The sequence below is a fragment of the Jiangella alba genome (assembly GCF_900106035.1).
Lineage (GTDB): Bacteria > Actinomycetota > Actinomycetes > Jiangellales > Jiangellaceae > Jiangella > Jiangella alba.
The window spans coordinates 1,013,766-1,038,801 of the sequence record NZ_FNUC01000003.1 but is presented as its reverse complement, the minus strand read 5'-3'; the positions used below and the strand labels follow the sequence as shown (position 1 = coordinate 1,038,801).

General features: G+C 67.4%; 16 protein-coding genes and 2 pseudogenes. 8 read left to right on the top strand and 10 right to left on the bottom strand.

Annotation, left to right across the window (positions count from 1 at the left end; all coding sequences use genetic code 11):
- Positions 1-287: 287 nt before the first annotated feature.
- The 9 genes and pseudogenes from BLV02_RS38470 to BLV02_RS07410 all read right to left on the bottom strand — a co-directional run bounded on the left by BLV02_RS38470 (position 288) and on the right by BLV02_RS07410 (position 13,612).
- Entirely contained in the window at positions 288-506 is a 219-nt protein-coding gene (locus tag BLV02_RS38470) for a hypothetical protein (RefSeq protein ID WP_069111087.1), read from the bottom strand.
- Between the two features lie 51 nt (positions 507-557).
- Positions 558-929, bottom strand: a complete 372-nt coding sequence (locus BLV02_RS38465) for an alpha-L-fucosidase (protein WP_074946193.1) — start codon at positions 927-929, stop codon at positions 558-560.
- Positions 926-1,324, bottom strand: a complete 399-nt coding sequence (locus BLV02_RS38460; RefSeq protein ID WP_074946191.1) for an alpha-L-fucosidase — start codon at positions 1,322-1,324, stop codon at positions 926-928. Before BLV02_RS38460 ends, BLV02_RS38465 begins: the two co-directional genes overlap by 4 nt.
- 29 nt (positions 1,325-1,353) lie before the next feature.
- A pseudogene (locus BLV02_RS38455) lies at positions 1,354-1,677 on the bottom strand (alpha-L-fucosidase); the annotation flags it as partial.
- 541 nt (positions 1,678-2,218) lie between these two features.
- Positions 2,219-2,605 (bottom strand): type 2 periplasmic-binding domain-containing protein, encoded by a 387-nt coding sequence (locus BLV02_RS07430; protein ID WP_069111090.1) that lies wholly within the window; start codon positions 2,603-2,605, stop codon positions 2,219-2,221.
- Positions 2,606-3,275: 670 nt separating this feature from the next.
- A complete protein-coding gene (locus BLV02_RS07425; RefSeq protein ID WP_171906723.1) occupies positions 3,276-6,032 on the bottom strand; it encodes a golvesin C-terminal-like domain-containing protein in 2,757 nt (918 codons plus the stop codon).
- 784 nt (positions 6,033-6,816) lie between these two features.
- A pseudogene (locus BLV02_RS07420) lies at positions 6,817-9,210 on the bottom strand (glycoside hydrolase family 95 protein); the annotation flags it as partial.
- A 1,153-nt stretch (positions 9,211-10,363) separates the two neighbouring features.
- Entirely contained in the window at positions 10,364-10,558 is a 195-nt protein-coding gene (locus BLV02_RS37975) for an alpha-L-fucosidase (RefSeq protein ID WP_281243399.1), read from the bottom strand.
- 243 nt (positions 10,559-10,801) lie between these two features.
- Positions 10,802-13,612, bottom strand: coding sequence for a glycosyl hydrolase family 95 catalytic domain-containing protein (locus BLV02_RS07410; RefSeq protein WP_069111093.1), 2,811 nt, complete (start codon positions 13,610-13,612; stop codon positions 10,802-10,804).
- Between the two features lie 1,104 nt (positions 13,613-14,716).
- Between BLV02_RS07410 and BLV02_RS07405 the strand changes: the two genes are divergently transcribed.
- The gene (locus tag BLV02_RS07405; RefSeq protein ID WP_069111094.1) at positions 14,717-15,415 is read left to right on the top strand and encodes a GntR family transcriptional regulator; all 699 of its coding nucleotides are present in this window, start codon (positions 14,717-14,719) and stop codon (positions 15,413-15,415) included.
- A gap of 117 nt (positions 15,416-15,532) precedes the next feature.
- Here the strand turns inward: BLV02_RS07405 and BLV02_RS37970 are convergent, their stop codons facing one another.
- The gene (locus BLV02_RS37970; RefSeq protein WP_281243361.1) at positions 15,533-15,664 is read right to left on the bottom strand and encodes a hypothetical protein; all 132 of its coding nucleotides are present in this window, start codon (positions 15,662-15,664) and stop codon (positions 15,533-15,535) included.
- A 320-nt stretch (positions 15,665-15,984) separates the two neighbouring features.
- On the opposite strand from BLV02_RS37970, the gene BLV02_RS07400 reads away from it, so the two are divergent.
- The 7 genes from BLV02_RS07400 to BLV02_RS07365 all read left to right on the top strand — a co-directional run bounded on the left by BLV02_RS07400 (position 15,985) and on the right by BLV02_RS07365 (position 24,769).
- A complete protein-coding gene (locus BLV02_RS07400; protein WP_281243360.1) occupies positions 15,985-16,353 on the top strand; it encodes an IS110 family transposase in 369 nt (122 codons plus the stop codon).
- 500 nt (positions 16,354-16,853) lie between these two features.
- Positions 16,854-17,939 carry a substrate-binding domain-containing protein gene (locus tag BLV02_RS07390; RefSeq protein WP_083288556.1) on the top strand — a complete coding sequence of 362 codons (1,086 nt, stop codon included), beginning with the start codon at positions 16,854-16,856 and terminating at the stop codon, positions 17,937-17,939.
- Positions 17,940-17,968: 29 nt separating this feature from the next.
- Complete coding sequence (locus tag BLV02_RS07385; RefSeq protein WP_069111097.1) at positions 17,969-19,057, top strand: mandelate racemase/muconate lactonizing enzyme family protein; 1,089 nt, start codon at positions 17,969-17,971, stop codon at positions 19,055-19,057.
- The gene (locus BLV02_RS07380; protein WP_083288557.1) at positions 19,054-20,136 is read left to right on the top strand and encodes an ABC transporter permease; all 1,083 of its coding nucleotides are present in this window, start codon (positions 19,054-19,056) and stop codon (positions 20,134-20,136) included. Before BLV02_RS07385 ends, BLV02_RS07380 begins: the two co-directional genes overlap by 4 nt.
- Positions 20,133-21,137, top strand: coding sequence for an ABC transporter permease (locus tag BLV02_RS07375; protein ID WP_069111098.1), 1,005 nt, complete (start codon positions 20,133-20,135; stop codon positions 21,135-21,137). Before BLV02_RS07380 ends, BLV02_RS07375 begins: the two co-directional genes overlap by 4 nt.
- Complete coding sequence (locus BLV02_RS07370) at positions 21,134-22,663, top strand: sugar ABC transporter ATP-binding protein (RefSeq protein ID WP_069111099.1); 1,530 nt, start codon at positions 21,134-21,136, stop codon at positions 22,661-22,663. The genes BLV02_RS07375 and BLV02_RS07370 overlap by 4 nt, the downstream gene beginning before the upstream one ends.
- Before the next feature lie 201 nt (positions 22,664-22,864).
- Positions 22,865-24,769 carry an alpha-L-fucosidase gene (locus BLV02_RS07365; protein WP_083288558.1) on the top strand — a complete coding sequence of 635 codons (1,905 nt, stop codon included), beginning with the start codon at positions 22,865-22,867 and terminating at the stop codon, positions 24,767-24,769.
- Positions 24,770-25,036: the final 267 nt, after the last annotated feature.

The window sequence follows — 25,036 nt, the reverse complement described above, 5'->3', positions numbered from 1 at the left end:
CCGACCACTTTCCAGGCGGTGGGAAGGTCGCGGATGCGCCGCCCGATCATGGGGTCGAAGTGACACTGGCAAGCGAACCGAGACGGGTGAGGTCCAAGCCGAGCTGGCGGCCGAGGATCGCCGGCCAGATCCGGGTCGGTGACGGACGGATCGGCGGTGAGACGGGAGGGGCAAACTCGGCCAGCCGGAGGTCACCGCGCGGTGGCAACCACTACTCGACGTACCTCTCGCCGGGGCGGAAGGCCCTGGACGCGACCCGACGTCGGCGCTGAGCGGAGCGGTGGCGATCAGCTCGTCGTCGACCACCAGGTCCACCGGGAGGGATTGTCATCGGCATCGACGGACGAGGGGCGCGCACCCAAGGAGATGGTGTCGGTGGTGAACGTCAGGCCGACGCCGGACGGCATAGCCGCCATCCGCATCGACCTGTCGCTCAGGAACAGGACGATTCGGCTCAGTGGTAGCCGCCACGCCCACCGCTCGCGAGTGTGCTCCGCCTCGGTCACTCCTGCCAGGTCCGGAGCGCATCATCGGCCCGCAATACACGCGGGCCCAGCTCACACTGCCCCGGCGCCGGTGTCCGCGTCCGGTTCGACCTCTCCGGCGGTGGGGAACCCGGCGGACCGAGTCCGATCCCCAACCCTCAGGAGGGTTTCCCGATCGGCCGGGTGGACCGAGCCGTCGGGCATCAAGCCCGCGTTGAGCAGGAGGTTGCACCTTTGAGCGGCCGCGTGGCCCAGCCTCGACCATGCCTCGTCTGCACCGATGTGAGCGGCGCTGGCCCGGTAGCCCCAGTTCTTGTCCTGCAGGATGGTGCAGACCTCATTCCATTTACCCCGATGTGTCTCCCAGACCTCCCTGGACAACCTGATGGCCGCCTCGTTCGCGCCGCCGGTGCGCAAGCGCTGCTCGAGAGGTACGAACCTCATTTCTTGAGACATGAAATCCTCATTGCCCGTGACACCCTGCTTGAACGAAACGAGTGCCTGAGGCTGCAGCTTGCGTATCGACTGGTAGACCTCGGCGACCGGGAAAGGTCGGGGCGGTAGTAGCACGGCGAAACGAGGTCGAACCACACACCGGCGACGCTGCCGTAGTTGCACAGGAGCTCCCGCAGCTGGTTGTCGACGAACCGCAGATAGTGCTGAAAGTCCTCTTCGCGAGCATACCGATACGCGGGATCGTCGACCGGGTATTCCGGGCGGGAGCAGGGCACTCCGACGTCATTTGAGAGGAAGTACGGATGCCGCCAGTCGGCACCATAGCTGTAATAGAGGAAGAAACCGAGTCCGCGCTTCTCGCAGGCGGCAGCCAGTTCGCCCACCAGGTCTCGGCCGCCGGCGACTCCGTCGACGAGAAGGTGGACTCATCGGTACGAAAGAGTGAGAAGCTGTCATGGTGCCGCGTCGTGAGATTGATGTATCTCATGCCGGCTTGCACGGCGAGCTCCGCGATCGCGTCAGCATCGAAGGCATCGGCACGAAACTCATTCTTCAGCCGCTCGTATTCCCGCACCGGGATCTGCTCGTGATACATCACCCACTCGCCACGGCCCAGGAGACTGTAGAGACCGAAGTGCAGGAACAGGCCGAACCGCGCGTCGCGAAACCACCGGAGTGAGGCCTCGCGCGGCGAGTGCCGAAACACCTCGTCGTAACCACGCAGGTACGCCGGCATGCCGGCTCCGGATGCCGAACCACCAGCTACTGTCGCAGTTGCCCCGCCCCTACCTGGCCGCCCTTCAGAACGGACGTTGAACACGCTCATCGCGCCTGGCAGGATCACCGCCCAGCGGGTGTCCAGCAGGCCGAGCTCCTTGACGACGATGTACGTCGGCACTATTCCGGCCGAGACCAGCGCAGGAATCAGCAAGAAGAAGGTGATCAGCTTCCGGAACGGGAGGTCGTCGCGCGATGATCCATAACCTGCAAGGATCGTGAGGGCAGTGCCGATGACCGCTCCGGCCACAGCATAGAACACGGAGTTCGCAAGTCCGACGATGAGGTTCGGCGAATTCCAGATCGTTCGGTAGGCGTCTAGGGTCGGGTCGACGGGCCACAGGTAGACGTCGTGGTTGGCGATGGCCTGGCCGCTCGACCAAGTGAGGCGCTGACGACGTCAGACGATCGGGTACAACACGAGGAGCGCAAATGCTCCCAAGACGCAGTGATTGACGACGGCGAAGGCGCGATCGCCCCGGGAATCGCGGATCTTCATCTCAGTTCGGCCGCGAGTCGTATGCTCGCTGGTAGATCTCCAGGTAGCCGTCCAGGTTCATGCTCTCGAAGGTGTCGACATACTCGTTCCAGTCGCGATCGTTGGTCGGGTCCTTCTTTCCCAGCGAGAATTCGGAGATGCTGGTCGTGATGTGCTGGTTGATCGACACCTCGGCGTCGGCGACGGCGGCGGCATCGGCGACCTCGATGATGACCGGCGGCAGCTGCATGTCTTTCGGCTGCGCGAAGGCTTCGTACGCCTGACCGGCGGTGTACAGGTCGGCTTCGAAGGTCGGCGCGTTCGGGTCGATGGCCGCGCCGCCGCGGAAGTCGGCCGAGAGAAAGTCACTGCCGCCTGCGTCCAGGCCTGTCCGGTCGGCGGGGGCCACTCGATCGTCTTGAAGATTGCCTGCTCGCCATTGATGCCCTGGTCGCCGGTTTTGGCGTACTCCCAGTTCGTGCCCTTCTCGCCGTAGTACAGCCACATCACCGACTCGAGGTCCAGCATGCCCCGACGCCACACTCACACGGAGATGATCATCTACCGGGGCGTGACCGAGGTGATGCGGTTCGAACCCAGTTCGTTCAGCGACCGACACCGCCGGCGACCTGATCAGGTCCCGAACGACCTGCGGCACCTCGACAGCCTCACCCCCGGTAGCAGGGCGGCTCCTGCCTCAGTCCACACTCCCATCCTCCTCAGAACTGCCGCCGCGACCACATGACCTCGGAGCGCACCGCGACCGTGAACGCGGTACGGCGCGTGCTCGATCTGGGTCTCGATGCCCGCGCACCACTGACCACCAATGCCGTGTACCGAACTCGTCCAGGCAGCCAGGCCACGCCCTGCTGGACAAGACCGGCATTGGCCCTGTGGTCAGGCGATCCGTTCGACCGCCTGACCACACCATGTGCGGGTGCGTTCCAAGGCCGCGTTCGCCACACTGGCAGCGGCGAACCCCATCCCCGCATCGCGACCCCTTGGCAGTGTTGGGGACCCCCGAATGCGCTCTCGCCGGTGACGGACCGGAAGCCGGCAGGACAGTCCGCTTCACGAGGTCATCGGCCTGCTCCTTCGGTCGGAGTGAAGCGTACGGCGTCGAGGCGGTGGACCGACGAGTTGTTCACGTCGAGGCGCACCCAGCCGTCGGTGCCGGCCGCGAACCTCCAGGTGCCGAGGGGCACCCAACCTCCGCGGGATCGCTGGTCCACGAGAACGGTCGACTCGCCGTCAGCATGTCGAACGGTGTACGTCGCGGAGGTGGTCGTTGTGGCGTGGGCGGGGACCCATGCCTCGACGAGGTAGTCGCTCGGGCCGGCGATGGTCGGTGTCCAGGTCGCAGTCGACCCGATGGCGCCACTGTAGCGAGACGGTCCGCCGTCCCACCCAGGCAGGCCGCTCGGGAACCAGCTTCCGGTCTCCATGTAGGGAACAGGCTCTCCTGGGCAGGCATCCCCCAGGTCGGAGTCGTCCACCACGATCTGCCGCGGCGTCGGATCCGTCGGCACCTCGTGCGCCGGATCCGTCGGCACCTCGTACGGCTGCGACGCCGGACCGATCTGCCCGTCGACGAACGCAGCGACCGTGTACGTCCCGCCCGCGTCTTCGGATGCGCCGAGTGCCACTGACGTCCGTCCGTGGGCGACCGCGACCATGATGGGCCGATCGCAACGCATCCGTGACACGGCGTAGCCGTCGGCGCCGGACACGGACGCCCAGCTGAGGACGATCTTGCCGTCGGCGAGATGGTGCGTCACACCGGTCGGTGCGGCCAGCTCCGGGCCGGTGTCGTCAACTTGCAGCACCGCCCGGACGGAGACGTTGTCGACCGCGACGTTGCCCGAATTGGTGGTCGCGCTGCTCTCGAACAGCACGAGCGTGGCCCGGTCGGAGGTGGCGGTGAACGTCACGACGTCCCGTAGCCGCTGACCGAACCCGTTGGTTTCGACGGTGACGCGGCCCTCTGCCATGGGCGCTGCCGGGTCACCGCTGTCGATCGCTCCGTCGAACAGCTGCGCCGTCAGGCCCATGGGCTTCGCTGGAGACGAGAGTGCGCCGAGGTCAAAGGAGAGCCGGTACGTCTGCCCCGGTGTCGTCACGAACGTCTGCCGGATCGAGGACGTCGTCGGTGGCGCCGTCGACTCGTTCGAGTTGAATCCCACCACGGTGTCCTTGCTCGGCGACTCGATCGTCGTGCTCGCGGTGCCGTAGCCGGCCTTACCGCTTGCGGAGCTCGCAGCGACGACTACCTCGCTGCCCGCCTCCCAGCCAGGGAGGTTGAGCTCGGTGGCAGGAACCCCCCAGTCGGCGGCGGCCGGCGGGTTGCCGGCGCGGGTCCCAGCCTCGAGGTCGCCGTTGCGCAGCAGGTTGCAGCCGGTGCCCCGCTCGTCGCCCCGGGCGACCGGGTGGTCGGCCACTCTCAGCAGGTGGATGACGGTGCGGTCCTGACCGGTCACGTTCCACCCCGACGAGGCGTAGAGGTAGCGCGCCTTGCCGTCCACCGTGAGGACCTTCGGCTGCTCGAACTTCGGATCCGGCCCGTAGATCTTGCGGATCGGGAAGTCGCCGTACGCCTCGTAGTAGTAGGGGACTCTCCGATAGCCGAGGCTGGTGCGGTCGAGGTCAAAGGTGTAGCCGTCCTCGGAGAAGAACATCGCGCCGCCACCGACGATCCCGGTGACGTCGCCGTGGTTGTCCGTCGTCAGGAATTGGACCTGGCCGTCGGAGGTGAACACGGTCGCGTCCTCGATCGTCACGCCTTCGGGCGTGAGCGGGTCCTCGAGAAGCTGGTAGGGCCCGGTGAGGTTCTTGCTGGTGGCGGCGCCGAACACGAGCTTCGCGCCGACGCGCGTCTTGAAGTATACGAAGTAGGTGTCACCGAGCTTCATCATCGTGGGGTTGGTGACCATCTTGCCCTCGGTGAAATGACCAGCCTGCGGCGAGATCAGCAGCCCCGGCTGCTCGGAGTCTGGGTTGATTTTCTCCCAGGGGCCGTAGGGACTGTCGGCGACGGCCATGCCGATCTGCTGGTTGTTCGGATGCGGCGGCTGCCGGTAGTCGCTGTTGCCGATGTAGAGCAGCACGTACTTGTCGCCGAACCGTCGGATCTCCGGGTTGTGCGGGGCGTAGCGATCCCAGTCACCCTCCTGGCCGGTTCCCTGCAACGCCACATCGCTGAACTCGAAGGGTCCCTCCGGGCTGTCGGCGAAATAGTGGGCGATCTCGCTCGACCGGCGCCAGGCCGGATCGACGTTGCGCTCGGGCCAGCGTGCGATGAAGAGGTGGAAGCGCCCTTCGTCGTCGACCACCGGACTCGCGCCCCAGAGCGTGTATCCGGGGTCGTAGACGACCGGTCCGACCCATTCGAGGCGACGTGAAAAGGCCGACTCGGGCACCTTCAGCCGCGGATCGACCGGCTCCGGCACGAGGCACGGCTCGACGGCTACGTCGGCCGACTCGTGCCAGGCCCATCGCACGGACTCCAACGTGACATCGACGGTCGAGGAGGAATCGACCGTGGCAGACGGCGTCACGTCGAACGTCACACGCGTCGATCGGCCGCGTGGTAGCGGCCGCAGCGACACCGTGTCGTCCGGCGTTGTCCAGCCGTCCGGCAGCGCCACCTCGACCGAGCTTCGCGGTAGGGCCCGATCGCCCGCGTCGATGGTGACGGCGAGTTCGAAGGGCGTCTCGGTGAAGATGCGGTCTGGGATCGCGATCTCGATCTCGGGCTGGAAAGGCGGCTTCTCCCGGACAGCTGCGTTCGCCGCCCCCTCGACAACGATCGACTGCACCGCGAGCATCCCGATCGCCATCCCGACCACTGCGGTGCGTGCCTGCTTCCGCCTGCTCCACCTCATCTGGATTCTCCTGTCCGCATTCCCGTGCGAATCGACAATCGTGGGCCCCGCCGCCGACCGGCAGAGCCCGGATGGATCTTCATCCGTGACTCCCAACACTCTTGGCCGCCGCACGACGGGCGGCACCGCTGGATTGATCGTTCGGCCTACGGCCCGACTGACCGGCTCCGACCGCAGCTCGCGTGTCGCACATGTTGGTACTGGTGTCGGCCACCCGTACCGGCCCCTGGTCGCTGATCGTCACCACGAGGTCTGCCCATCGCCCGACCGGAACAGTGGCCGACGTCATGGCGTTCTGGTCCGAACCCGATGACGCGCACCGCGTGACACGGGGTCCGGTCGATCAGGAACCCCGTCCGTACCAGGGACGCCGCGCTGCCCTGGACCGTCGCGTCGCGTGCGTTCGGCTGCCACTGGAACGGGACGGCGGCTCGATCTCGACCGAGGCCGTCGCGCCCAATCGCCAGCCGTCGCCGGACAGCACGGCACGGACGCGCTGTCGTCCCTCCTCGTCGGCCGTGGGGGTGACCTCGAAGACGTAGGAGCGGGCGTCGCCGGACCGAATCGGCCGCACCGCATGACCAGGCTCGACCGTCCATCCGTCGGGCACCTCGAGACTCAGCCGCCCGGCGGGCAACGTGGCACCGGCGGCATGCGCAGTGACCTCCACGTCGAACGGGGTCCCGTCCTCGACCCGCTCGGGCACCGAGACCGACAGACGGGCCAGCGGGACGAAGACGTACTCATGACCGCGCCGGCCGTCCAGGACGACCTCGTTGCCGTCGCGTACGACCTCGACCCGACGCCCGGTGACGGCGTCATACACCCGGAAGCGACCCTCGAACATGCTGCTCCGCAGGGTCAGCGGGCCACTCCGACCAGCGGACACCGCAATCTCGGTCGGTGTGCCGTCGGCCCACCGGACGTCGACCGTCGCATTGCCCCGGGCCCGCAGCCCGTCAACCGACCCATCCGCCCAGAAGTCCGGCAACGCCGGCAGCACCTCGATAGCACCGGCGTGGCTCTGCAGCAGCATCTCGGCGGCCCCGGCGGTGGCGCCGAAATTTCCGTCGATCTGGAACGGCGGATGGGTGTCCCACAGGTTGGGCAGGGTGCTGTTCGACAGCTGCTCGTCGAGCATCTTGTGCGCGTGGTTGCCGTCGAGCAGCCGCGCCCAGAAGTTGATCTTCCACGCCTTGCTCCAGCCGGTGCCGCCGTCACCTCGGGCACGAAGCGACACCTCGGCCGCCTCAACGTATTCGGGGTCGATCTCCGGCGTGATCTGCGACCCGGGATGCAGCGCGAACAGGTGGGACACGTGCCGGTGGGTGTTGTTCGGGTCGTCCAAGTCCTCCTTCCACTCCTGGACCTGGCCCCAGGAGCCGATCCGCAGACCGGGGTCGAGCTTGCCGCGTGCCCGCCGCAGCTCGCGGGTGAACGCAGTGCGGTCGCCGACGATCTCTGCGGCCCGCGTGGTGTTGGTGAACAGGTCCCACACGATCTGCTGTGACATCGAGCCGCCGGCGGAGAAGTCACCCTGCTCCGGCGAGTAGCTCGGGTTGACGACCAGCTTGCCGTCGCGCGGGTCGACTACGAGCTCGTCGATCCAGAACTCCGAGAGCGCCTTCAGCATCGGGTACGCGCGCTCGCGCAGAAACTCCCTGTCACCGGTGAACTGGTAGTGCTCCCAGTAGTGCTGGGCGAGCCAGGCACCGGCCTCGGGGAACCAGAAGGCGGTCGCCCAGTCGCCAACGCCGGTGTTGCCGAACGGCGTCGTCGCGTTGTGCACCACCCAGCCGCGGTTGTCGAACATCTCCCGAGCCGTCACCCGCCCCGGAGGGACCAGTGAGTCGACGAAGTCGAACAGCGGACCGGTCGTCTCGGACAGGTTGGTGGTCTCGGCCAACCAGTAGTTCATCTGCAGGTTGATGTTGACGTGGTAGTCGGAATACCAGGGCGGGCTCGTTGAGTCGTTCCAGACACCCTGCAGGTTGGCCGGCAGCGACCCCGGACGCGATGACGCGATCAGCAGGTAGCGCCCGTACTGGAAGAAGAGCACTTCGAGAGCCTTGCGGGCCGGCGGCGACAGGGTGTTCTTCCGGTACCCGTCCAGCAGCTCATCGGTGGGCATGTTCGGCATCTGCTGGCCGACGTCGAGGCGCACCCGCTCGAAGAGTTCCTGATAGTCGGCAAGGTGCGCGGCACGCAGCCGTTGGTAGGACCGGTCGGCGGCCGCGTCGACGCGTTCCGTGACGTCGGCGTGTGGGCTCTGCCCGGTGCGGTAGGTGGGGTACGCCGTCGAGTAGTCGGTCCCGGCCGCGAGCAGCAGGACGACCTCGTCGGCTCCGGATACCGTTACCGTCCCGTCGGGGTTGTCGGTCCGGGTGCCGCCGGTGTTCAGCACCTGCAGCTGCGACTCGAAACGCATGCCATTGTCGTGCAGCGCTCCAGCCATCGTGATACGGCCGCCCTCGGCGGTCAGCGTCCTCGTCCGGTTGCCGGGGGCGGTGATGCTCGCGGTGAACCCGATCTGGCCTGGCTCGTCGGCTCTCAGCCGGGCCACGATCACGTCGTCGGCAGCCGAAGCGAAGTAGTCGCGGGAGTAGCCGACGCCATCGGCGGTGTATGACACCGTCGCGGTCGCGTCGGCGATGTCCAGGCTTCGTCTGTAGTCGCTCACCGATGTCGGCTGGGGCTGCGTCAGCCTGATCTCGCCGAACGGCTGGTACGCGCCGTAGCCGGTCCTCGGCTGGCCGAGCAGGTTGGCGACCCACTGCGGTGACACCCGCTTCTCTGCGTCGATGCGCTGCTGCACCGCCTCAAGCGCCCCGGGCCGCGGCGACGTCCAGTTGCCGAAGTTGTAGCCAGGAGACCCCGGACCGCCGGTCCACAGTGTCTTCTCGTTGAACTGCAGCCGCTCGGTCGCGACCCCGCCGAAGACGGCCGCACCGAGAGCACCGCTGCCTATGGGTAACGTCCGCGACTCCCAGTGCGTCGCGGGCTCGTCGTACCACAGCGTCAATGGGGAGTGGTCTCGCGAGGTGGCCACCTCGGCGGACGTCGCGAGCGACGTTCCGCTGGCCGAAAGACCCGGCACCGCGATCAGCGACGCAAGCACAGACAGTGCGCTCACGGTCCGAAGACGACGACTAGCAGTAGTCACGTTGCCTCCACACGGCACGGGGGGTGCGCTCACGAACGGTCAATCGGCCTATTGCCAGCGGGCCGGCTCGCACCGGAAACGGCGGCCCGCATACGCACTACTCAGGTGACCTACGCCACAGCACGCGCATGACAACGCCGAGGTGGCAATACAACGAACACGTTGCGCGGATGTTACTCCTCAACCGCGACGACGCGCAAGCATTGATCCGATGTTTAGTGGCAATCAAAGGACGCGGGTGACGAATGGAAGGCCACTACCACGATGATTCCGAATCGTCGCCGCATCCACGCGAAGGAATCGCCAGAGACATCGGGTCTATCGCCAGTTGAACTCGGTCCAGCGAGGACGGCTCACCTTGGCTGCCAACGCCACAGCGGTCTAGTGATCTTGCGGTGTGTCACCTTCGGTAGACATGGGCGGAGGGCACCGAGGGGTCAGCATGTGAGCGATGATCTTGACGGCCTCCTGGCCGCCTTCCGCGTCCGCATCGAAGATCGCGCCCTGCCGACGCTGGGGTGGTCGCGTGATCACCGTCCCGGCTGCAAGCCGGAGCGGTCCGATGCCGAGTCGGCGACAGCAGCCCATCCGGCACCGACATGACGACCTTCCCCCCGGGGAAGGGCCGCGCTGGGGTCCGGGGCGACGTTGAGAACGTGAATGAAATGAACCCGCTCTCCTCCAACTCGCGCGGTCGGTCAGCCTCCGGGACGTGCCCGGGCCGGCACGTTCGGGGCCGGCAGGCGAAGCCTGAATGGCTTGATGGAGTCGGTGATGTGCACGTAGATGGTCTTGTGACGGTAGGTCGAGTCCCCTACGGTGCCGCTGCGGTAGGGGCCTCCCCGGGTGCCCACGATGGCTGGCCTTGTGCTCGGCCACCCGGGCGCCGACCTCGCGAACGGTGGTCGGCACCGCGTCCTCGATGTATCCGGTCTTCATCGGTACGACGTTGCGGAGGAGGTTGCCGTCTCCGGTCGACGTGCGTCTCGACCGCTGACGTCATGTCGTGTGTCGGCAGGTCGGGCTGCCAGGCCCCGAGGACGCAGGGGTCGAAGGCACCGACCTCCTGCTCGGCGTCGAGTAGTCAGCGGCAAGGGTGGGAGCAACGGCTCGAAACCCATCGTCATGGCGCGAAGTCTGTGTAGAACGAGTGGCGGACATTGTCCGTGCGGAAGTTGGGATAGCCGTCGTGGTGCTTGGCGGTGAAGACCAGGTAGTTCATCCCGGCCACCTTCGCGGCGGCTGCCTCGGCCTTGACCGAAGGGTCTCGGTACTGGTTGTAGTGCGGCTCGCCCGGCCGATAGGCCTGCCACCCCAGCCGATCTCGGCCGAGCGAGTCCGTGCGTGGCGACGTTTAGGGGGTGGGGCCTCAACCATCGCCACAATCCTGCGGCGGACGGCTACCTGTCTGCCCGCGAGCGACGAGCAAGTGGCCGCCTCGACGAGTCAGCTCTAGCCGTGATGGCTTCCCGGACGGAGGGTCCTCGACGCCTCCGCCCGGGAGGCCATCGCCGGCCATGGCACACCGTGGCTCATCGCGCGGCACACCTGGAACGGCGAACTAACCGGTGCCGCCGGCGCTCACGGGACGGTAGCCGCGTTTCGGGACCACCCTCATCTCGCGCCCATTGACGATCACCAGGACCGGGCGGCGGCTGGGCACCCGATCGGCCACGACCTCGAACGAGGTCACCCTGCCCATCGACCACGTGGCGCTGACGCGGTAGCCGCCGCGCGCCCGAAGTCCGGTGAAGGAGCCCTCGGCAGCCCACGCCTGCGGCAGCGCCGGCAGCAGGCGGATGGCGCCGTCATGGCTCTGCAGCAGCATCTCGGCCAACGCGGCGCTCATGCCGAAGTTGCCATCCATCTGAAAGGGCGGATGGTAGGCGAACAGGTTCTGGTAGGTCCGGTGGCGCATCAGCCCACGGAGCATCGCGTAGGCACGCTCTGGCTCCTGCAACCGCGCGAACAGCGCAGCCCTCCATGGCCAGGTCCACGATGTACGGCTGTCACCGACCACCGTATCGGGGCCGATCGGCTCCCCGTTGGGGGCGCCGCAGCGCGCATTGAGAGACTTCAGTGCCGCGGCGGCGAGGTCCGGCGTCTCCCCCACCGTGATCTGGCGTCCGGGGTACACCGCGAACAGATGCGAGGTGTGCCGATGCCGATTGTCGATGCTGTCACGGTCGGTTTGCCACTCCTGCAGTTGGCCCCAGCTGCCGATCTTGTTGGGCGCGAGCTTCTCCCGCATCGTGGCAACCTCGTCGCGAAACGCCTCGTCGACCTCCAGTGCCTTGGCCATCTCGAGGTAGTTCGTGAAGAGGTCCCAGACGAGCTGCTGGTCATACATGACCCCGTCTTCGTGGGGACCGTGTTCAGGCGACCACCCGTATGGGGAGTACAGCAGGCCGTCTGCCTTCTCCAGGAGACGATCCTGCCAGAACTCGCAAACCTCCTTGACCAACGGATAATAGCGCTGCAGGACGTCACGGTCTTGGGTGAAGGACCAGTGCTCGTAGATGTGACGCATGTACCACGCCGAGGCGACCGTGTTCCAGAGCCATGCGTTGCCGCCGAAGATGCTCTGTGACGTGCGCGCAGTCCAGCCGCGCACCTCCGATCCGTCCCGAGCCTGGAAGGCGTTGCGAGTCGCGACGCGGCTCGGCACGGCCACCTGCTCGATGAAATGCGCGAGTGCAGCGTGGCTGTCGGGCAGGTCGGTAGTCTCCGCTGCCCAGTAGTTCATCTGAATGTTGATGTTGGTGTGATAGTCGGCGGCCCAGGGCGGCTGGTTCTGGTTGTTCCAGAGCCCCTGCAGGTTGGCAGGTAGGCCGTCGGGTCGGGAGCAGCTGACGAGCAGGTAACGCCCGTAGCGGAAGTGCAATTGCTCGAGCTCGGGATCAGCGGAGGTTCCGTCTGCATAGCGCGCCAGCCGGTCCTTCATCGGCAGCTCCAACACCTCGGGCTCTGTGCGACCCCAGTCCACCCGCACTCGATCCATGATCGCGCCGTGGTTGTCGAGGTGGGCACTGCGGAGCTGCGCGTACGACGTCGCCGAAGCCCGCGCCAGGGTCGTAGCAGCCACCCCAGCCGGATCCTTGCCGCTGCGCCAACCGGCTGCAGCGTCGAGCGCGTAGTCGGTTCGGAGATCGATCCGAATCTCGATCTCGCGACAGCCGGTGAACCGCACCTGTTCCCCCGCTCGCGCCAGTACTCCGCCGTTCTGCCGGAGCTCGCCGTCGGCGGCGTAGCGCAGGTCGTTCCGCATCCGGTTGGCGAAGCGGATGCGATTGCCTTCCGCGGACACAACGGTGGTGGTGCGGGGCTCGTTGCGATCGGCGTTCTGGCCGGATGTCAAGGAGATCTCGCCGGAGAGCCCAGCAGGTGAGGCGGTTTGATAGCGCACAACGAGCAGGTCGGCCGAGCGACTGGCGAACGCTTCACGGAGCACGCTTTCGCCTTGGGCGTCGGTGAACGAAGTGGTGTGCACGCCGGTGGCGAGGTCGAGTGACCGCGCGTAGTCGGCGGGCACCGCACCCACGCCGATCAGGTCCACGCCGGCAAGGCCGATCTCGGCGACCTGCCAATGCGGAACCCCAACCTTGGGACTGAAGGTGAAGCGGTAATGGCTATATGTGCCGGGCGTGGCGACCGCATATTGAAGCCGCTGCCCGCGCGCGGTGAAGGGCGTCTCGGCGTGCTGCCGGGCATCGAGCTCGGTCCAGGTCAGCCCATCGACGGACCCTTCGAACACCCAGTCCTGTGGGTCACGCTCCGGCACGTCGCCGGCGCTGGTGAAGGAGTACTCCGCTACCCGTGTGGCGGTGGCGAGGTCAACCGACCACCGGCACGTCCAGGGCTGTGCACCGCCGTTCGGGGCGATGATGCACCACTTGGTTGCGACGTTGCCGTCGTAACTCTGCGCGACGGTCTGCGCGGCGGTGGAGTCGACACCACCACCGTTGTCGCCGATGACCTTGGTCAGGCGATCGAAGGAGACGACGAGGTCTCCGAAGTTGCGGTAGGAGCCGAAACCAGTCATCGAGAGGTCGTACGCGTAGTCGTTGCGACCGGCCAGAGCGTTGTCGTAGTCGTTGACGCCGCCCCACAGGCTCTGTTCGTTGAGCTGGATCCGATCGGAAGCGAGGCCACCGAAGATCATCGCGCCAAGTCGCCCGTTGCCGATCGGCAGCGCCTGACTCGACCAATCCGTTGCCGGAGTGGCATACCACAGCGACGTGCCAGTCGCCTCGGGGATCGCGGCTGCTGGTGTGGTGTCAGCCGCCGGCCAGGCGAATGGCCGGGCGGCTGAGAGTGAGACAGCCGCGCCCCCGGCCACTAAGAAGCCTCGACGACTGAGTCTGGCGTTCATTTGACCTCCAATAGATGCTATAGGATCGATCCAACCGTTTGATCAGAGTGACACAGATCACCTGATATGGGAACTGGGCGGCCAGATTCGCGGTGGACGGACCCCCAGCGCCGAAGCCACCCGGCCGACCGAAGCGCTGGGCCCGAACGCCGACGCGGACACGAACTCGACCTCTGCCGGGGCTGGCGCGAATTCGGCGCCCAGGCTCCGGCGTCCAGGGACAGGCGCTCGACTGCTTCCGGCCGCCAGCTCGACGGCTGCTGTCGAGAGGCGCCGAGTCGAGCCATGTTCGGGCTTGGGTCGACACCAGGACTCGGCCCCATTGGCGTCGCAGAGGCCGGGACAGCACGACGCACGGTCACCGGGCTCGCCGTAGCGCGAACCGAATCCCCGACCCGTTCGGAACCGCAGCAACGTCGAAGTGCGCCGCCGTGCCGAGTCCGATGCACGTGACCCGGCGGAGCCCAAGGGTCACTTTGTTTCCTCGTCTGCGCCCGCATGGATATGCCGAGCCACTTGCGCTGACGCCGTCGTAATCGCGGCCGCTCGCCACCTCGCCGGCAAGCGGAAGCCGAGCCTCACCTGATCCCGTAGGCCAGAGCCGTCAGATCAGCTCACGGAACGCACCGTCGGTGCGGATGGTCGATGTCGGCAGTCAGCTCGTTCATCATGACGATCTTGGCCTGTGTCGCGCGAACCACTTCGCGGGTGACATCGTCGGCGGTTGCCGATGGGCCAATGGGCCTGGCTCGCGGACCGCGGGGGCCGGAAGTACGGGCGCACACCACTCGAGACCAGGGCGAGCTCGACACCCCATGCTGTCTTGGACTTCCGAGCTGCCCAAGCCAGCGGTTGCCACCACCGCCCCCAGCGTCGTCAGCCTTGATACTGCAGCCCGCAAGCGCAAGCGCCAGTGCCGTAGTGACAGCCATCCACGAGCCCGAGTGGTGCAGGTGCTCTGTAGAATCCGAGTCAGGATCGCTTTTGAATCTTTCCTACAGGATCTTGCATGTAGAGTTGCGGTCTCGATCCCGAAGTCAGATCGTCAAAGAGGGAGAGCCGGAAGGAATCGTGATGGATGTGGCGCGAGCCGAAGGAGCCGGAATGGTTGCCCGCGAGCCCATCAGCGCTGGTATCAGTCACGCCGCGGTGAAGCCCGCGGCGCGTCGGACCCTCGCCGACGACGTCCACGAGCAGCTGACTGCGTTGATCATGGACCACGCGATCCCGCCGAACACCAAGGTGTCGATCGACGAACTCGCACGACAGCTCGAGGTCTCCCCCACGCCCGTGCGTGAGGCGTTGGCCCGCTTCGAGGAGGCGGGCCTGGTCCGCAAAGAATCACTTCGGGGCTACTTCACCACGCCCTTGCTCAACCGCAAGCAGGTCGACGAGCTCTTCGAGTTCCGGAGACACCTCGAGCCGTGGGCAGCCGCACGGGCCGCAGAGCTGGTGGACGACGAGGGCGCCGGGCGCTTGCTCGCCGAGCTGCATACCGTGCACAGTGTGCCGCCCGGCACCGACTACGAGTCGTACAAGGCGCTGACGGCCCATGACACCCGGTTCCACGAGCTCATCTTCTCCCTCGCCGACAACCAGGTGATGTTGGCGGCGTTCCAGCGCACCAATTGCCACCTGCACCTGTTTCGGCTCTTCTATGGCACTGCCCTGGCATCGCCAGCCGTCAGCGAGCACAGCCGAGTTGCCGACGCGATCTCGGCGGGCGATCCAGACCGCGCTCGGGGGGCGATGGCTGCGCACATCGACCTGTCCTACAATCGGCTCAAAGAACGGGCGCAGTGAGACCGGCTCGGCGGGACTCCTCGTCGAGTCGGCGGCTGCGCTCGGTGCCGCGAGGTCCTGAGTGGCCCCGACTGCCGGCCAGAGCTCCCTCCGCGGGGCACTCCGGGTGCGGTGTGGTCAGCGCATCCAGGTGACCTGCCACGACGACAGCAGGCAGGCGCCGCGCTGGTTGACCGGGCGCACGATGTAGTGCGCCTCGCGTCCGGGTGGCGTGTCGACGAAGGTCGTGTCGGCGACGGTGGCGATCACAGCGCCTGGCCGCGATCAAGCCCGGTGAGGGCCTCAAGCCGCCGGCCGCGGTATGACTCGTTGCCCCTGTCGTTCGATGATCTGGGGAACGGTTGCCGCCGCGGCCGGCGGACGCCGACGACCGCCGATAGAGACCCGACCGCACCTCTGTCTGTTCGTAACGTGGCTGCCGGCACGGGCACCCCAGGTCGGGATGCTCCGACGAGGCCGGAGCGATGAATGCCCGATCCTGAACCGCCCTCGACCGCGTATGCGGTGTCCTGCGGCCTTGGCGTCGGCACGTCCGGGCATCGCGCCTGCACCCTCGATACCGAGGGGAAGTGAGTGCAGGACAAGCCGCTGCCCAACGACGAGACGTCGCTGCACGACGTGCTGGCCGCGCCCAGCGGGCGGGGCCCGAGGTGCTGGTCATGGTCGATCAACCGGCCTCGATCGGCGCACTGGCTGTCGCCGGCGCCCGCACCATGGGCATCGACGTGGCCTACCCGCCTGGACTGGCGATGCGCTGCGTCGCCGACCTGCACCCCGGCTGGGCCAAGACCGATGCCCGCGACGCACAGGGGATCGCCGATGCCGCCCGCACCATGCCGCACACGCTGCGCCGGCTCAGCACCGACGACGAGACCCTCGCCGAACTGAGTGTGCTGTCCGGCCGCGACAGGACCTGGCCGGACAGTCCACGCGCCTGACCAACCGGCTGCGCGACGCGCTGCTGCGCGGCCATCCGACGCGCTGGAACGCCTGTTTGGGCCCCGAATGGACCGCGGCGGAGTCCTTGATCTGCTCGCCGCGCCTGGCCTTGGTCAGCCAGCACAGATCGTGGCCGCGCTCGATGCCCAGATGCTCGTCGTCCCCGACACCGCGGCGTTCGCGCCCGTGATCGCCAGGCTCGCGACCCGACTGCGGAGCTCCATCGCGAACGCGGCGACCTCGCTCAGGGATTTGAGGCCCGGCTAGATGCCCGCCCTCTTGGACCGGACCTGACCTCGATGCCCCGACTCGGGGTCAGGACTGCCCTCGAGCTCCTCACCAATATCGGCGACAGCTTCGTATGGACGAGTCCATAGAGACCCCGGCCGTTCGCGCAATCCATCGTGGTCATCTCTTGACGATCCCAATGTAGCGAGGCAGAATCCAATACCCCATAGCAAGCATGCTATAGGATCTATGATTGCTAACTGGAGCAGCCATGAAGTTCAGCATCCGAGCGACGTCTGCCGTACTCGCCGCAGCTCTCGCGACGGCCACCCTGGCCGGCTGCAGCACCCGCAGCGGATCCGACGACGATGAAGCGGCGGGGAACGGCCAGACCGGGGCGGGTACCGCCGAGCTCGGCGATGCGTCGTCGGTTCAGCTTGCCGTGGTGCCCGGCGGTGCTCACCCCTACTTCCAGCCGTGGCAGAGCGCCGGCCAGGCCGCGGCCGACGATCTCGGGCTCGGTGGCTTCACCTTCAACGAGACCGGCGAGTGGGACCAGGGCAAGCAGAACGACGCCCTCAACTCGCTCGCGGCCGACGGCTACAACGCGTTCGGCATCTTCGGGGTCTCCCCCACCGACATCAACACCACGTTCGCCGACCTGAAGTCCCAGGGCTTCGCGGTCGCTTCACTCGCGTCCTGCCCGGCTGGCGACACGAACGAGGCCGATTTCTGCCTCTCCACCGACGTCGAGCTGGCGGCGAAGAAGGCCGCTGAGGCAGCGATCGAGGCCATGGGCGGCGAGGGCACCCTCGTCCATCTGACCGGCAACAACGTCGACTCCAACACCCAGCGCCGCATCGCCGGGGTCGAGGCGGCGGTCGCCGAGGCCGGCGGCAAGGTCGAGTTGCTCCCCGCAGTCACCGACATCGACGTCGACCTCGGCACCGCTCAGAAGGCGGTCTCCGACCTGCTCGCCGCGCAGGGCGACAAGATCAATGCGATCGTCACCACGGCGTACAACCCGGCGGTCGCGGCCGCGAACGGGGTGCGGGAGTCAGGGCTGCCGATCAAGGTCGTCGCCATCGATGACGACCAGGCGATCCTCGACGGCATCGAGGCCGGTGACGTGGCCGCCACGGTGACTCAGAACCCCGTGGGCCAGGTGGAGGTGGGCGCCTGGGTGCTCGCCCTGCTGCAGACCGGTCAGTGCTCGATGGCGGAGCCCGGCGTCATCGTCGACTCCGGTTCGTTCGTGGTCACCGCCGACACCGTGCAGAGCTACGACCAGGAGCGGCAGGCCAAGACGGAGGAGCTCCGGACGGAGTTCGAGGACGAGCACCTGTCCTGCGAGTGAACACCTTTGGCAGCTGGGAGGAGAGACGGTTGGCACGGATCATCACGGCCGATGCACAGCTCGTCGATATCGAGGTCGAGGCACTGCGGACCGACGCCATACAGTCGTTCGTGAAGCAGGAGACCCTGGTCGTCGAGCTCGAGACCGACGACGGCCGGCGGGGTACCGGTTACTCCTACACGATCGGGACCGGTGGCCGGGCGGTGCTGTCGATGCTTCGCGAACACCTGCTGGGGCAGGTAATAGGCGAGGACGCCGACTCGGTCGAGCAGGTGTGGCACCGGCTCTTCGCCAGCACTCGGGCCACCGCTGTCGGCGCTGTGACGTCGCTGGCGCTGGCGGCGGTCGACACGGCGATGTGGGACCTGCGCTGCCAGGGGGCGGGTCTTCCCCTGTGGCAGGCCGCCGGCGGGTTCCGCCGGTCGGTCCCCGTCTACGACACCGAGGGAGGCTGGCTGCACCTCGACGCGCCGACCCTCGTCGAGGGCGCCGTCGAGTCGAAGAAGCGTGGCCTGCGCGGTGTGAAGGTGAAGATCGGGAAGCCGTCGGGCGGCGAGGACGTGGCCCGGTTGCAGGCCGTCCGTGATGCCGTGGGTTCGGACTTTCCGATCATGGTCGACGCGAATCAGTCGCTGACCGGCGCCGAGGCGATCCGCCGGGCTCGGCTGCTCGAGCCACTCGACCTCGAGTGGATCGAGGAGCCAGTCCCGGCCGACGACCTGGGAGGCCATGTCCGGCTGGCGCGCTCGACCTCGATCCCGGTCGCGGTCGGGGAGTCCATGTATTCAGTGAGCCAGTTCCGCGAGTATCTCGCCGCCGGCGCCGCCGGCATCGTCCAGGTCGACGTGGCGCGCATCGGCGGCATCACGCCCTGGCTCAAAGTGGCCCACCTGGCCGAGGCGTTCAACGTCGCGGTGTGCCCGCATTTCCTGATGGAGCTGCACGTCAGCCTCGCTGCCGCCGTCCCCAACGGGCGCTACGTCGAGTACATCCCGCAGCTGCGTGCGGTCACGCGCACCGAGCTCGAGATCTGCGACGGCGAGGCTGTCGCCCCCGACACAGTCGGGCTCGGGATCGATTGGGACCGCGACGCGCTCGAGAACGGACGGGTCGCGTGAACAGCCCGGTCACGGGGGACACCCAGCCGGTCACCGCGACCGCGGACGACGCCGCGGGGCAGGAGACCTACCGGAGGGAGCCGCGGTGGGCCAACCAGCGGCTGGGCCTGGTCGTCGTGATCGGCCTCCTGATCGTCGTCTTCGGCGCCCTGAAGCCGGTCTTCTTCGACGAACGACTGGTCATGTTTCCGCTGCTGACCGACGTCGCGATCTACACGGTGGTCGCCATGTCGCAGATGGTGGTGCTCTCGATCGGACACATGAACCTCGCGGTCGGGCGCATGGCGGCGTTCTCGGCGATGTTCGCCGGCATGTCTTTCGACCTCTGGGGCCTGCCGTTCTATCTCGGCATGGTGATCGGCCTCGTCGCCGGCGCGGCCGTCGGTGCGCTGGCCGGGCTCGTGATCGCCATGATGCGGGTGAACTCGTTCGTGGTGACGCTGGCGATGGACTTCACCCTGCTCGGCCTGATCCCGCTGGTCTATGCCCGCTACACCGAGGCCGCCGCGTTCACGACGAAACCACCGGGGATGGCGGAGCTGCGCCAGTACTCCATGGCCGACGTCTGCGTCGGCGACGTGTGCGGCTCCCCCGCGATCCCGCAGATGCTGCTGTTGACGTTGGTTGCGATGGCATTGGTGGGATGGCTGTACCGGCGCGCCAAGCTGGGTCGCGAGATCCTGATGACCGGGGCGAACGTCCGGGCAGCGGAGCTGTCCGGCATCCCCACGGCACGACGCATCGTGTTCGTCCACGCCCTGTCCGGAACGCTGGCCGGGCTCGCGGGCTTCATGCTCGCCGTCGACACCGGCTCCTTCAAGGCGTCGATCGGGACCGACTTCCTGCTGCCCTCGTTCCTCGGCGCGATCCTCGGCGGCACGCTGCTGGTGGGCGGAGTGGTCTCGATCATCGGCGCCGCGCTCGGCACGACCCTCGTTCTCGTCATCCGCCGCGGCCTGGACCTGCTGGGCATCGGACTGGAGAGCCTGAACATCTACCTGGGCGTGATCCTGCTCCTGGCGGTCTCGACCGAACGGGTGCGCTCAATGCTGTTCCGGGCCGGAGGTGGAACCAGATGAGGAACGTCGCCTTCCTCCGATCCAGCGAGATGACCCTGGTGGTGATCTGCGTCGCCGGGGTGATCGGCCTCGCGGTGGCCTCAGACGGCAACTCGCTGTCGAGCAACTCGATCCGCGTCTTCCTGCAATTCCTCGCCGTCCCCGTGCTCATCGGCCTGGCGCAGATGGTCGTCCTCGCCGTCGGCGAGCTGAACTTGGCCGTCGGCGCGATGGGCGGCGTCGCCGCCGTGTCCTCGGGCATCCTGATGGCCGACCACGGAGCGCCCGCACCGGTGGCGATGTTCGCCGGGTTCGGGGTCGCGATCCTCGCCGGGCTGGCCAACGGATTGCTCGTCGTGCTCACCAGGATCAGCGGCTTCGTCGTCACGCTGGCGACCTTCACCATCCTCACCGGCGCCCAGTACCGGCTGGTGGGTACCCAGACCGTCTCCGACTACTCCGATGCTGTCACGAGCTTCGGCCGGGCCACGCTGCTGGACCGGATCCCCTGGATCTTCGTCGTCGCATGTGTCGTCGCGATCCTCGTCTCGGTGTTCCTGAGACGCGCCAGGATGGGCAGGGAGATGCTGGCGACCGGCGGCAACGCGTCGGCTGCGCAGCTGTCCGGTGTGTCCAACGATCGCTCCCTCGTCGTCGCACACACCCTGTCCGGCGCGATCATCGGAGTGGCCGCGATGCTCACGGTCGCTTCCTCCCCCGGTGTCAACAAGAGCATCGGCGCCGACTGGCTGCTGCCCAGCTTCGCCGCCCCCATCATCGGCGGCGCGCTGCTGACCGGCGGCTCGGTCGTCGTGCTCGGCACCGTCCTCGCGGCGTTCGTGGTGCGGTTGGTGGACGCGTTCCGCGCCGAGTTCCAGCTGGAGCCCACCTGGGTGCAGTTCCTCATCGGCGCCGTCGTGCTCGGCACCGTCCTCCTGGGGCAGGCCCGCAAACGCCGCCGGCGCCGCGCCCTCGAACCCCACCCAGAGCAACCGACGAGCAGGAAGGTGGCCGCGCCATGAGCAGTCCGGTCTTCGTGGCAGACAGGCTCCTCAAGCGCTTCCCAGGGGTCGTGGCCCTCGACCACGCGTCCCTGCGGGTCCAGCCCGGCACGGTGCACGCGCTGCTCGGCGAGAACGGGGCCGGGAAGTCCACCCTGATCAAGATCATGACAGGCGTGTACCAGCCGGACGCCGGGCAGATGCTCATGCGGGGCGCCGAAGTCAGGTTCGCCAACCCCCACGACGCATCGTCCCGCGGCATCGGGGTCGTGCATCAGGAGCGCAATCTGATCCCGGGCTTCAGCGTCGGCGAGAACATCACGCTGCAGGCGCCACCGACCCGGTTCGGGTTCGTCGACCGCGCCCAGATCAGGAGTGTGGCTGAGCGCTGGCTGGCCGAACTGGAACTCGACCTGGATCCGAACACGCCGGTGTCACAACTCTCGGTGGCGCAGATGCAACTGGTGGAGATCGCCAAGGCACTGTCGATGCGCAGCGACTTCCTGCTGCTGGACGAACCGACCGCCTCCAGCACACCAAGTGAGTCCGAGAAGTTGTTCACCGTCGTCCGCAAGCTCCGCGACCAGGGAACCGCGGTGCTCTTCGTCAGCCACAAGCTCGAGGAGGTCTTCGAGATCTGCGACGAAGTGACCGTGCTACGCGACGGCCGGGCGGTTCTGGAGTCCGGGCGGCTCAGCGACTACGGGAAGGACGGAATCGTCGACCTGATGGTCGGCCGCTCCTACCAGCAGGTCACCCTCGGTCAGCGGCCACCGATCGTGGCGCTCGACCGTGCACCCGCCCTCGAGCTCGACCGAGTGTCGACGGCGTCGGGCCATCGCGACGTCAGCCTGTCGGTCCGAGCTGGCGAGATCATCGGCCTCTACGGACTGGTGGGCGCCGGCCGCAGCGAGCTCGCGAAGGCGGTCCTGGGCCTGGACCGGATCGTCGGCGGCGAGCTCCTGGTCCACGGCGAGCCGGTACGGATCCACGGAGTGGGTGAGGCGCTGCACCGGCACCGCATCGGCTACGTCACCGAGAACCGCAAGGAGGAGGGCGTCTTCCTCACCCAGAGCGTCACGCGCAACATCGCGGTGACCGTCTGGGACCGCTTGGCCCGACGTCTCGGCCGGGTCTCGGAGCGTGACGAGAAGGCGCTCGCGGCCGAGCTCGTCGACCGGCTCGGCATCAAGGTCGCGTCAGGCGAGCAGCACACCGGCCAGCTGTCCGGAGGGAACCAGCAGAAGGTGTCGCTCGCGAAGTGGCTGGCGGCACGGACCGAGATCCTGATCATCGATGAGCCGACGGTCGGGATCGACATCCGGACCAAGGGCGCCTTTCACGAACTGATCTGGCAGCTGGCCAGCGAAGGGCTGGCGATCCTGCTGATCACCAGCGACCTTCCGGAGATGGTGACACTTGCGGATCGCATCATCGTCATGAACGACTTCCAGCTCGTCGGTGAGGTGGTCAACGGACGCGGCTACGAAGCCGTCAGCACCCAGGTCATCCGGCTGATCCACGCCGACGAAGAGAACGCGGCATGAATACCCGCGGCCACTCGTCTCGGCGACTGCTCGGTTCCCGGTCGTCGAGGCACATGCGGCCGTCGCGTGGCCGCGGCACACGGCCCTGACTCCCGGGAATCGGCGGCATCGCCTCACTCAGCACCCTCACTCCCACAGCCTGCCCCGCGAGGCCGGCGCCTGGCGTCCGCGCCGGGACACACAGAGAAGGGTCCGATCGACATGACGAAGCGCACGACAACACAAGCGGGCTCCACGCCAGGATCGGCGGGGCCCGATCTCGTACGGCGCGGCCTGCTCGGGTCGATGCTCGCCGTCCCCGCCATCGTGGGGGCACCTGTCACCATGGGACTCGGAGCCTCCCCCGCGAGCGCCGCCGAGGGACGCCCGGATGTCCACGACCCCGGCGAGGTGCTCGCCTCCCTGCGGTTCGGGATGTTCGTACACTTCAATCCCTCCTCGGTCCGCGGTCGCGAGATCGGCTGGGGTCGCAACGCCTATCGGCCGGGCGAGCCGCCCTACAACCAGTACCGAGATCCCTCGGTCAAGGCCGACCCGGTCTATGACGCCGCCTACCGCGAGTTCCTGCCGGAGCGCGACTGGGCCACCAAGCTGGCGGCCACCGCGAAGGCGGCCGGGATGAAGTACCTGGTCTTCACCGCCAAGCACCACGACGGCTATCCCAACTTCCGCACGGACAATGTCCGCCGTTCGTTCTACACCGACTTCGCGCGGACTCCCATGGGACGCTCGGGCCGCGACCTCACCCGTGAAATCGCCACGGCGACCCGCGACGCTGGACTCAAGTTCGGGATCTACTACTCGCAGCGAGACTGGACCCAGCCGGACTACGTCCGTGGCGACTACGCGGCCTACTACGACTACATGCTCGAGCACCTGGTCCAGCTGCTCACCAAGTACGGCAAGGTCGATTTCATGTGGTACGACCACATCCCGTACGCCGACATGGCGCCGTTCCGGCCGCCGCTGCTCAACACGATCCCGCGTGACCTCCAGCAGAACATCCTGGTCAACGACCGCGGCTACGACACGATGGGGTTCGAGCCGGTGCCCCCCACCCTTGCCGGTGATTACTCGACGCCCGAGCAGCGGATCGGCGCCTTCGACCCCCTGCGGCCTTGGGAGTCGTGCATCACGATCACCCCCGGCGTGTGGGCCTGGCAGCCCGACCTGCCGACACGCGACATGACCTCAGTGGTCGAGACGCTCGTCGCCACGTCGACCGGAGACGGCAACCTCCTCCTCAACGTCGGACCGATGAAGACCGGATACATCGAGGACGCGGCCGCGACCACCCTTCGCGAGGTCGGCGCCTGGATGGCCGAGCACAAGGCCAGCATCGTGGGCACCCGGGGAGGTCCCTACCGCAGCGGCGCCGTCGGGGGCGCGACCTACCGTGACAAGACCATCTACGTGCACATCACCGACACGATCAAGCCATTCAAGCTTCGCCTGCCGGCCCTGAACGCCAGAGTGGACTCGGTCTCCACCCTGGATGGACGTGCCGTGCCGTTCGAGGAGGACTCCAACGGAGACCTGTTGGTCGACGTGGCCGGCTTGAGCAAGATCGGGCCGGACCTCGTCCTCGAGCTGCCGGTGGAGCGGAAGCTGACCCCCGAGTTCGCCACCCGCGAGACACTCGCGTGGCACGTGGTCAAGCCTGGGACGAACCTGGCGGCGGGCAAGCCGGTCCGGCAGCAATCCACCGGCCACGGCGGAGTGCCCGAGCGCGCGGTCGATGGCAACACCAACGGCGACTGGGCGGCTGGGACGACCACGCACACCGAGGTGACCCGCGAGCCGTGGTGGCAGGTCGACCTCGGCGGCCCGGCCGATCTCGGACAGGTCTGGATCTACAACCGCACTGGCGGAGACTACGGCCTCCGGCTGAGCGACTTCTGGGTCATGGCCTCCGATACCGACTTCCCGCCCGGGGATCTGGCCACCGTGCGCAGTGCGCCCAGCGTGACCGCCGTCCGCATCGACGGCGCGGCCGGCGATTTCCGTGTCGTCGACCTCAACGGCACGGGCCGCTTCGTGCGCATCCAGCTGGAGTCGGACAACCAGGCGCTCTCTCTCGCCGAGGTCGAGGTCTACGCCCGCTGACCTGTAGGTCACCGGCTGGGGAACGGAGATCGGCACCGTCGACGCTCCCCTGAGCGTCGACGACGTGGCGCTGCGCACCGCGCTCGCTGCGTTCCCTGGGCGTGGAACGCAGCGAGCGCCCAGGGACGGTCATCCGGCTGCTCTACTACGCCGCACTCCGGCCCGAAGAAGCCGCCGACCTGAACCGAGACGATCTCGACCTCCGGGGGACGGGCTGGGGCTGCATCTACCTAGAGGCGGCCAAGCCCCATGCCGGGACCGACTTGA

Bases quoted from the DNA above. Each gene is read 5' to 3' on its own strand.
- BLV02_RS38465 (WP_074946193.1), bottom strand. From the start codon at position 929: ATGAGGTTCGTACCTCTCGAGCAGCGCTTGCGCACCGGCGGCGCGAAC.
- BLV02_RS07405 (WP_069111094.1), top strand. From the start codon at position 14,717: ATGGTTGCCCGCGAGCCCATCAGCGCTGGTATCAGTCACGCCGCGGTG.
- BLV02_RS07375 (WP_069111098.1), top strand. From the start codon at position 20,133: ATGAGGAACGTCGCCTTCCTCCGATCCAGCGAGATGACCCTGGTGGTG.
- BLV02_RS07425 (WP_171906723.1), bottom strand. From the start codon at position 6,032: ATGGCGATCGGGATGCTCGCGGTGCAGTCGATCGTTGTCGAGGGGGCG.
- BLV02_RS07390 (WP_083288556.1), top strand. From the start codon at position 16,854: ATGAAGTTCAGCATCCGAGCGACGTCTGCCGTACTCGCCGCAGCTCTC.
- BLV02_RS07370 (WP_069111099.1), top strand. From the start codon at position 21,134: ATGAGCAGTCCGGTCTTCGTGGCAGACAGGCTCCTCAAGCGCTTCCCA.
- BLV02_RS07365 (WP_083288558.1), top strand. From the start codon at position 22,865: ATGACGAAGCGCACGACAACACAAGCGGGCTCCACGCCAGGATCGGCG.
- BLV02_RS07410 (WP_069111093.1), bottom strand. From the start codon at position 13,612: ATGAACGCCAGACTCAGTCGTCGAGGCTTCTTAGTGGCCGGGGGCGCG.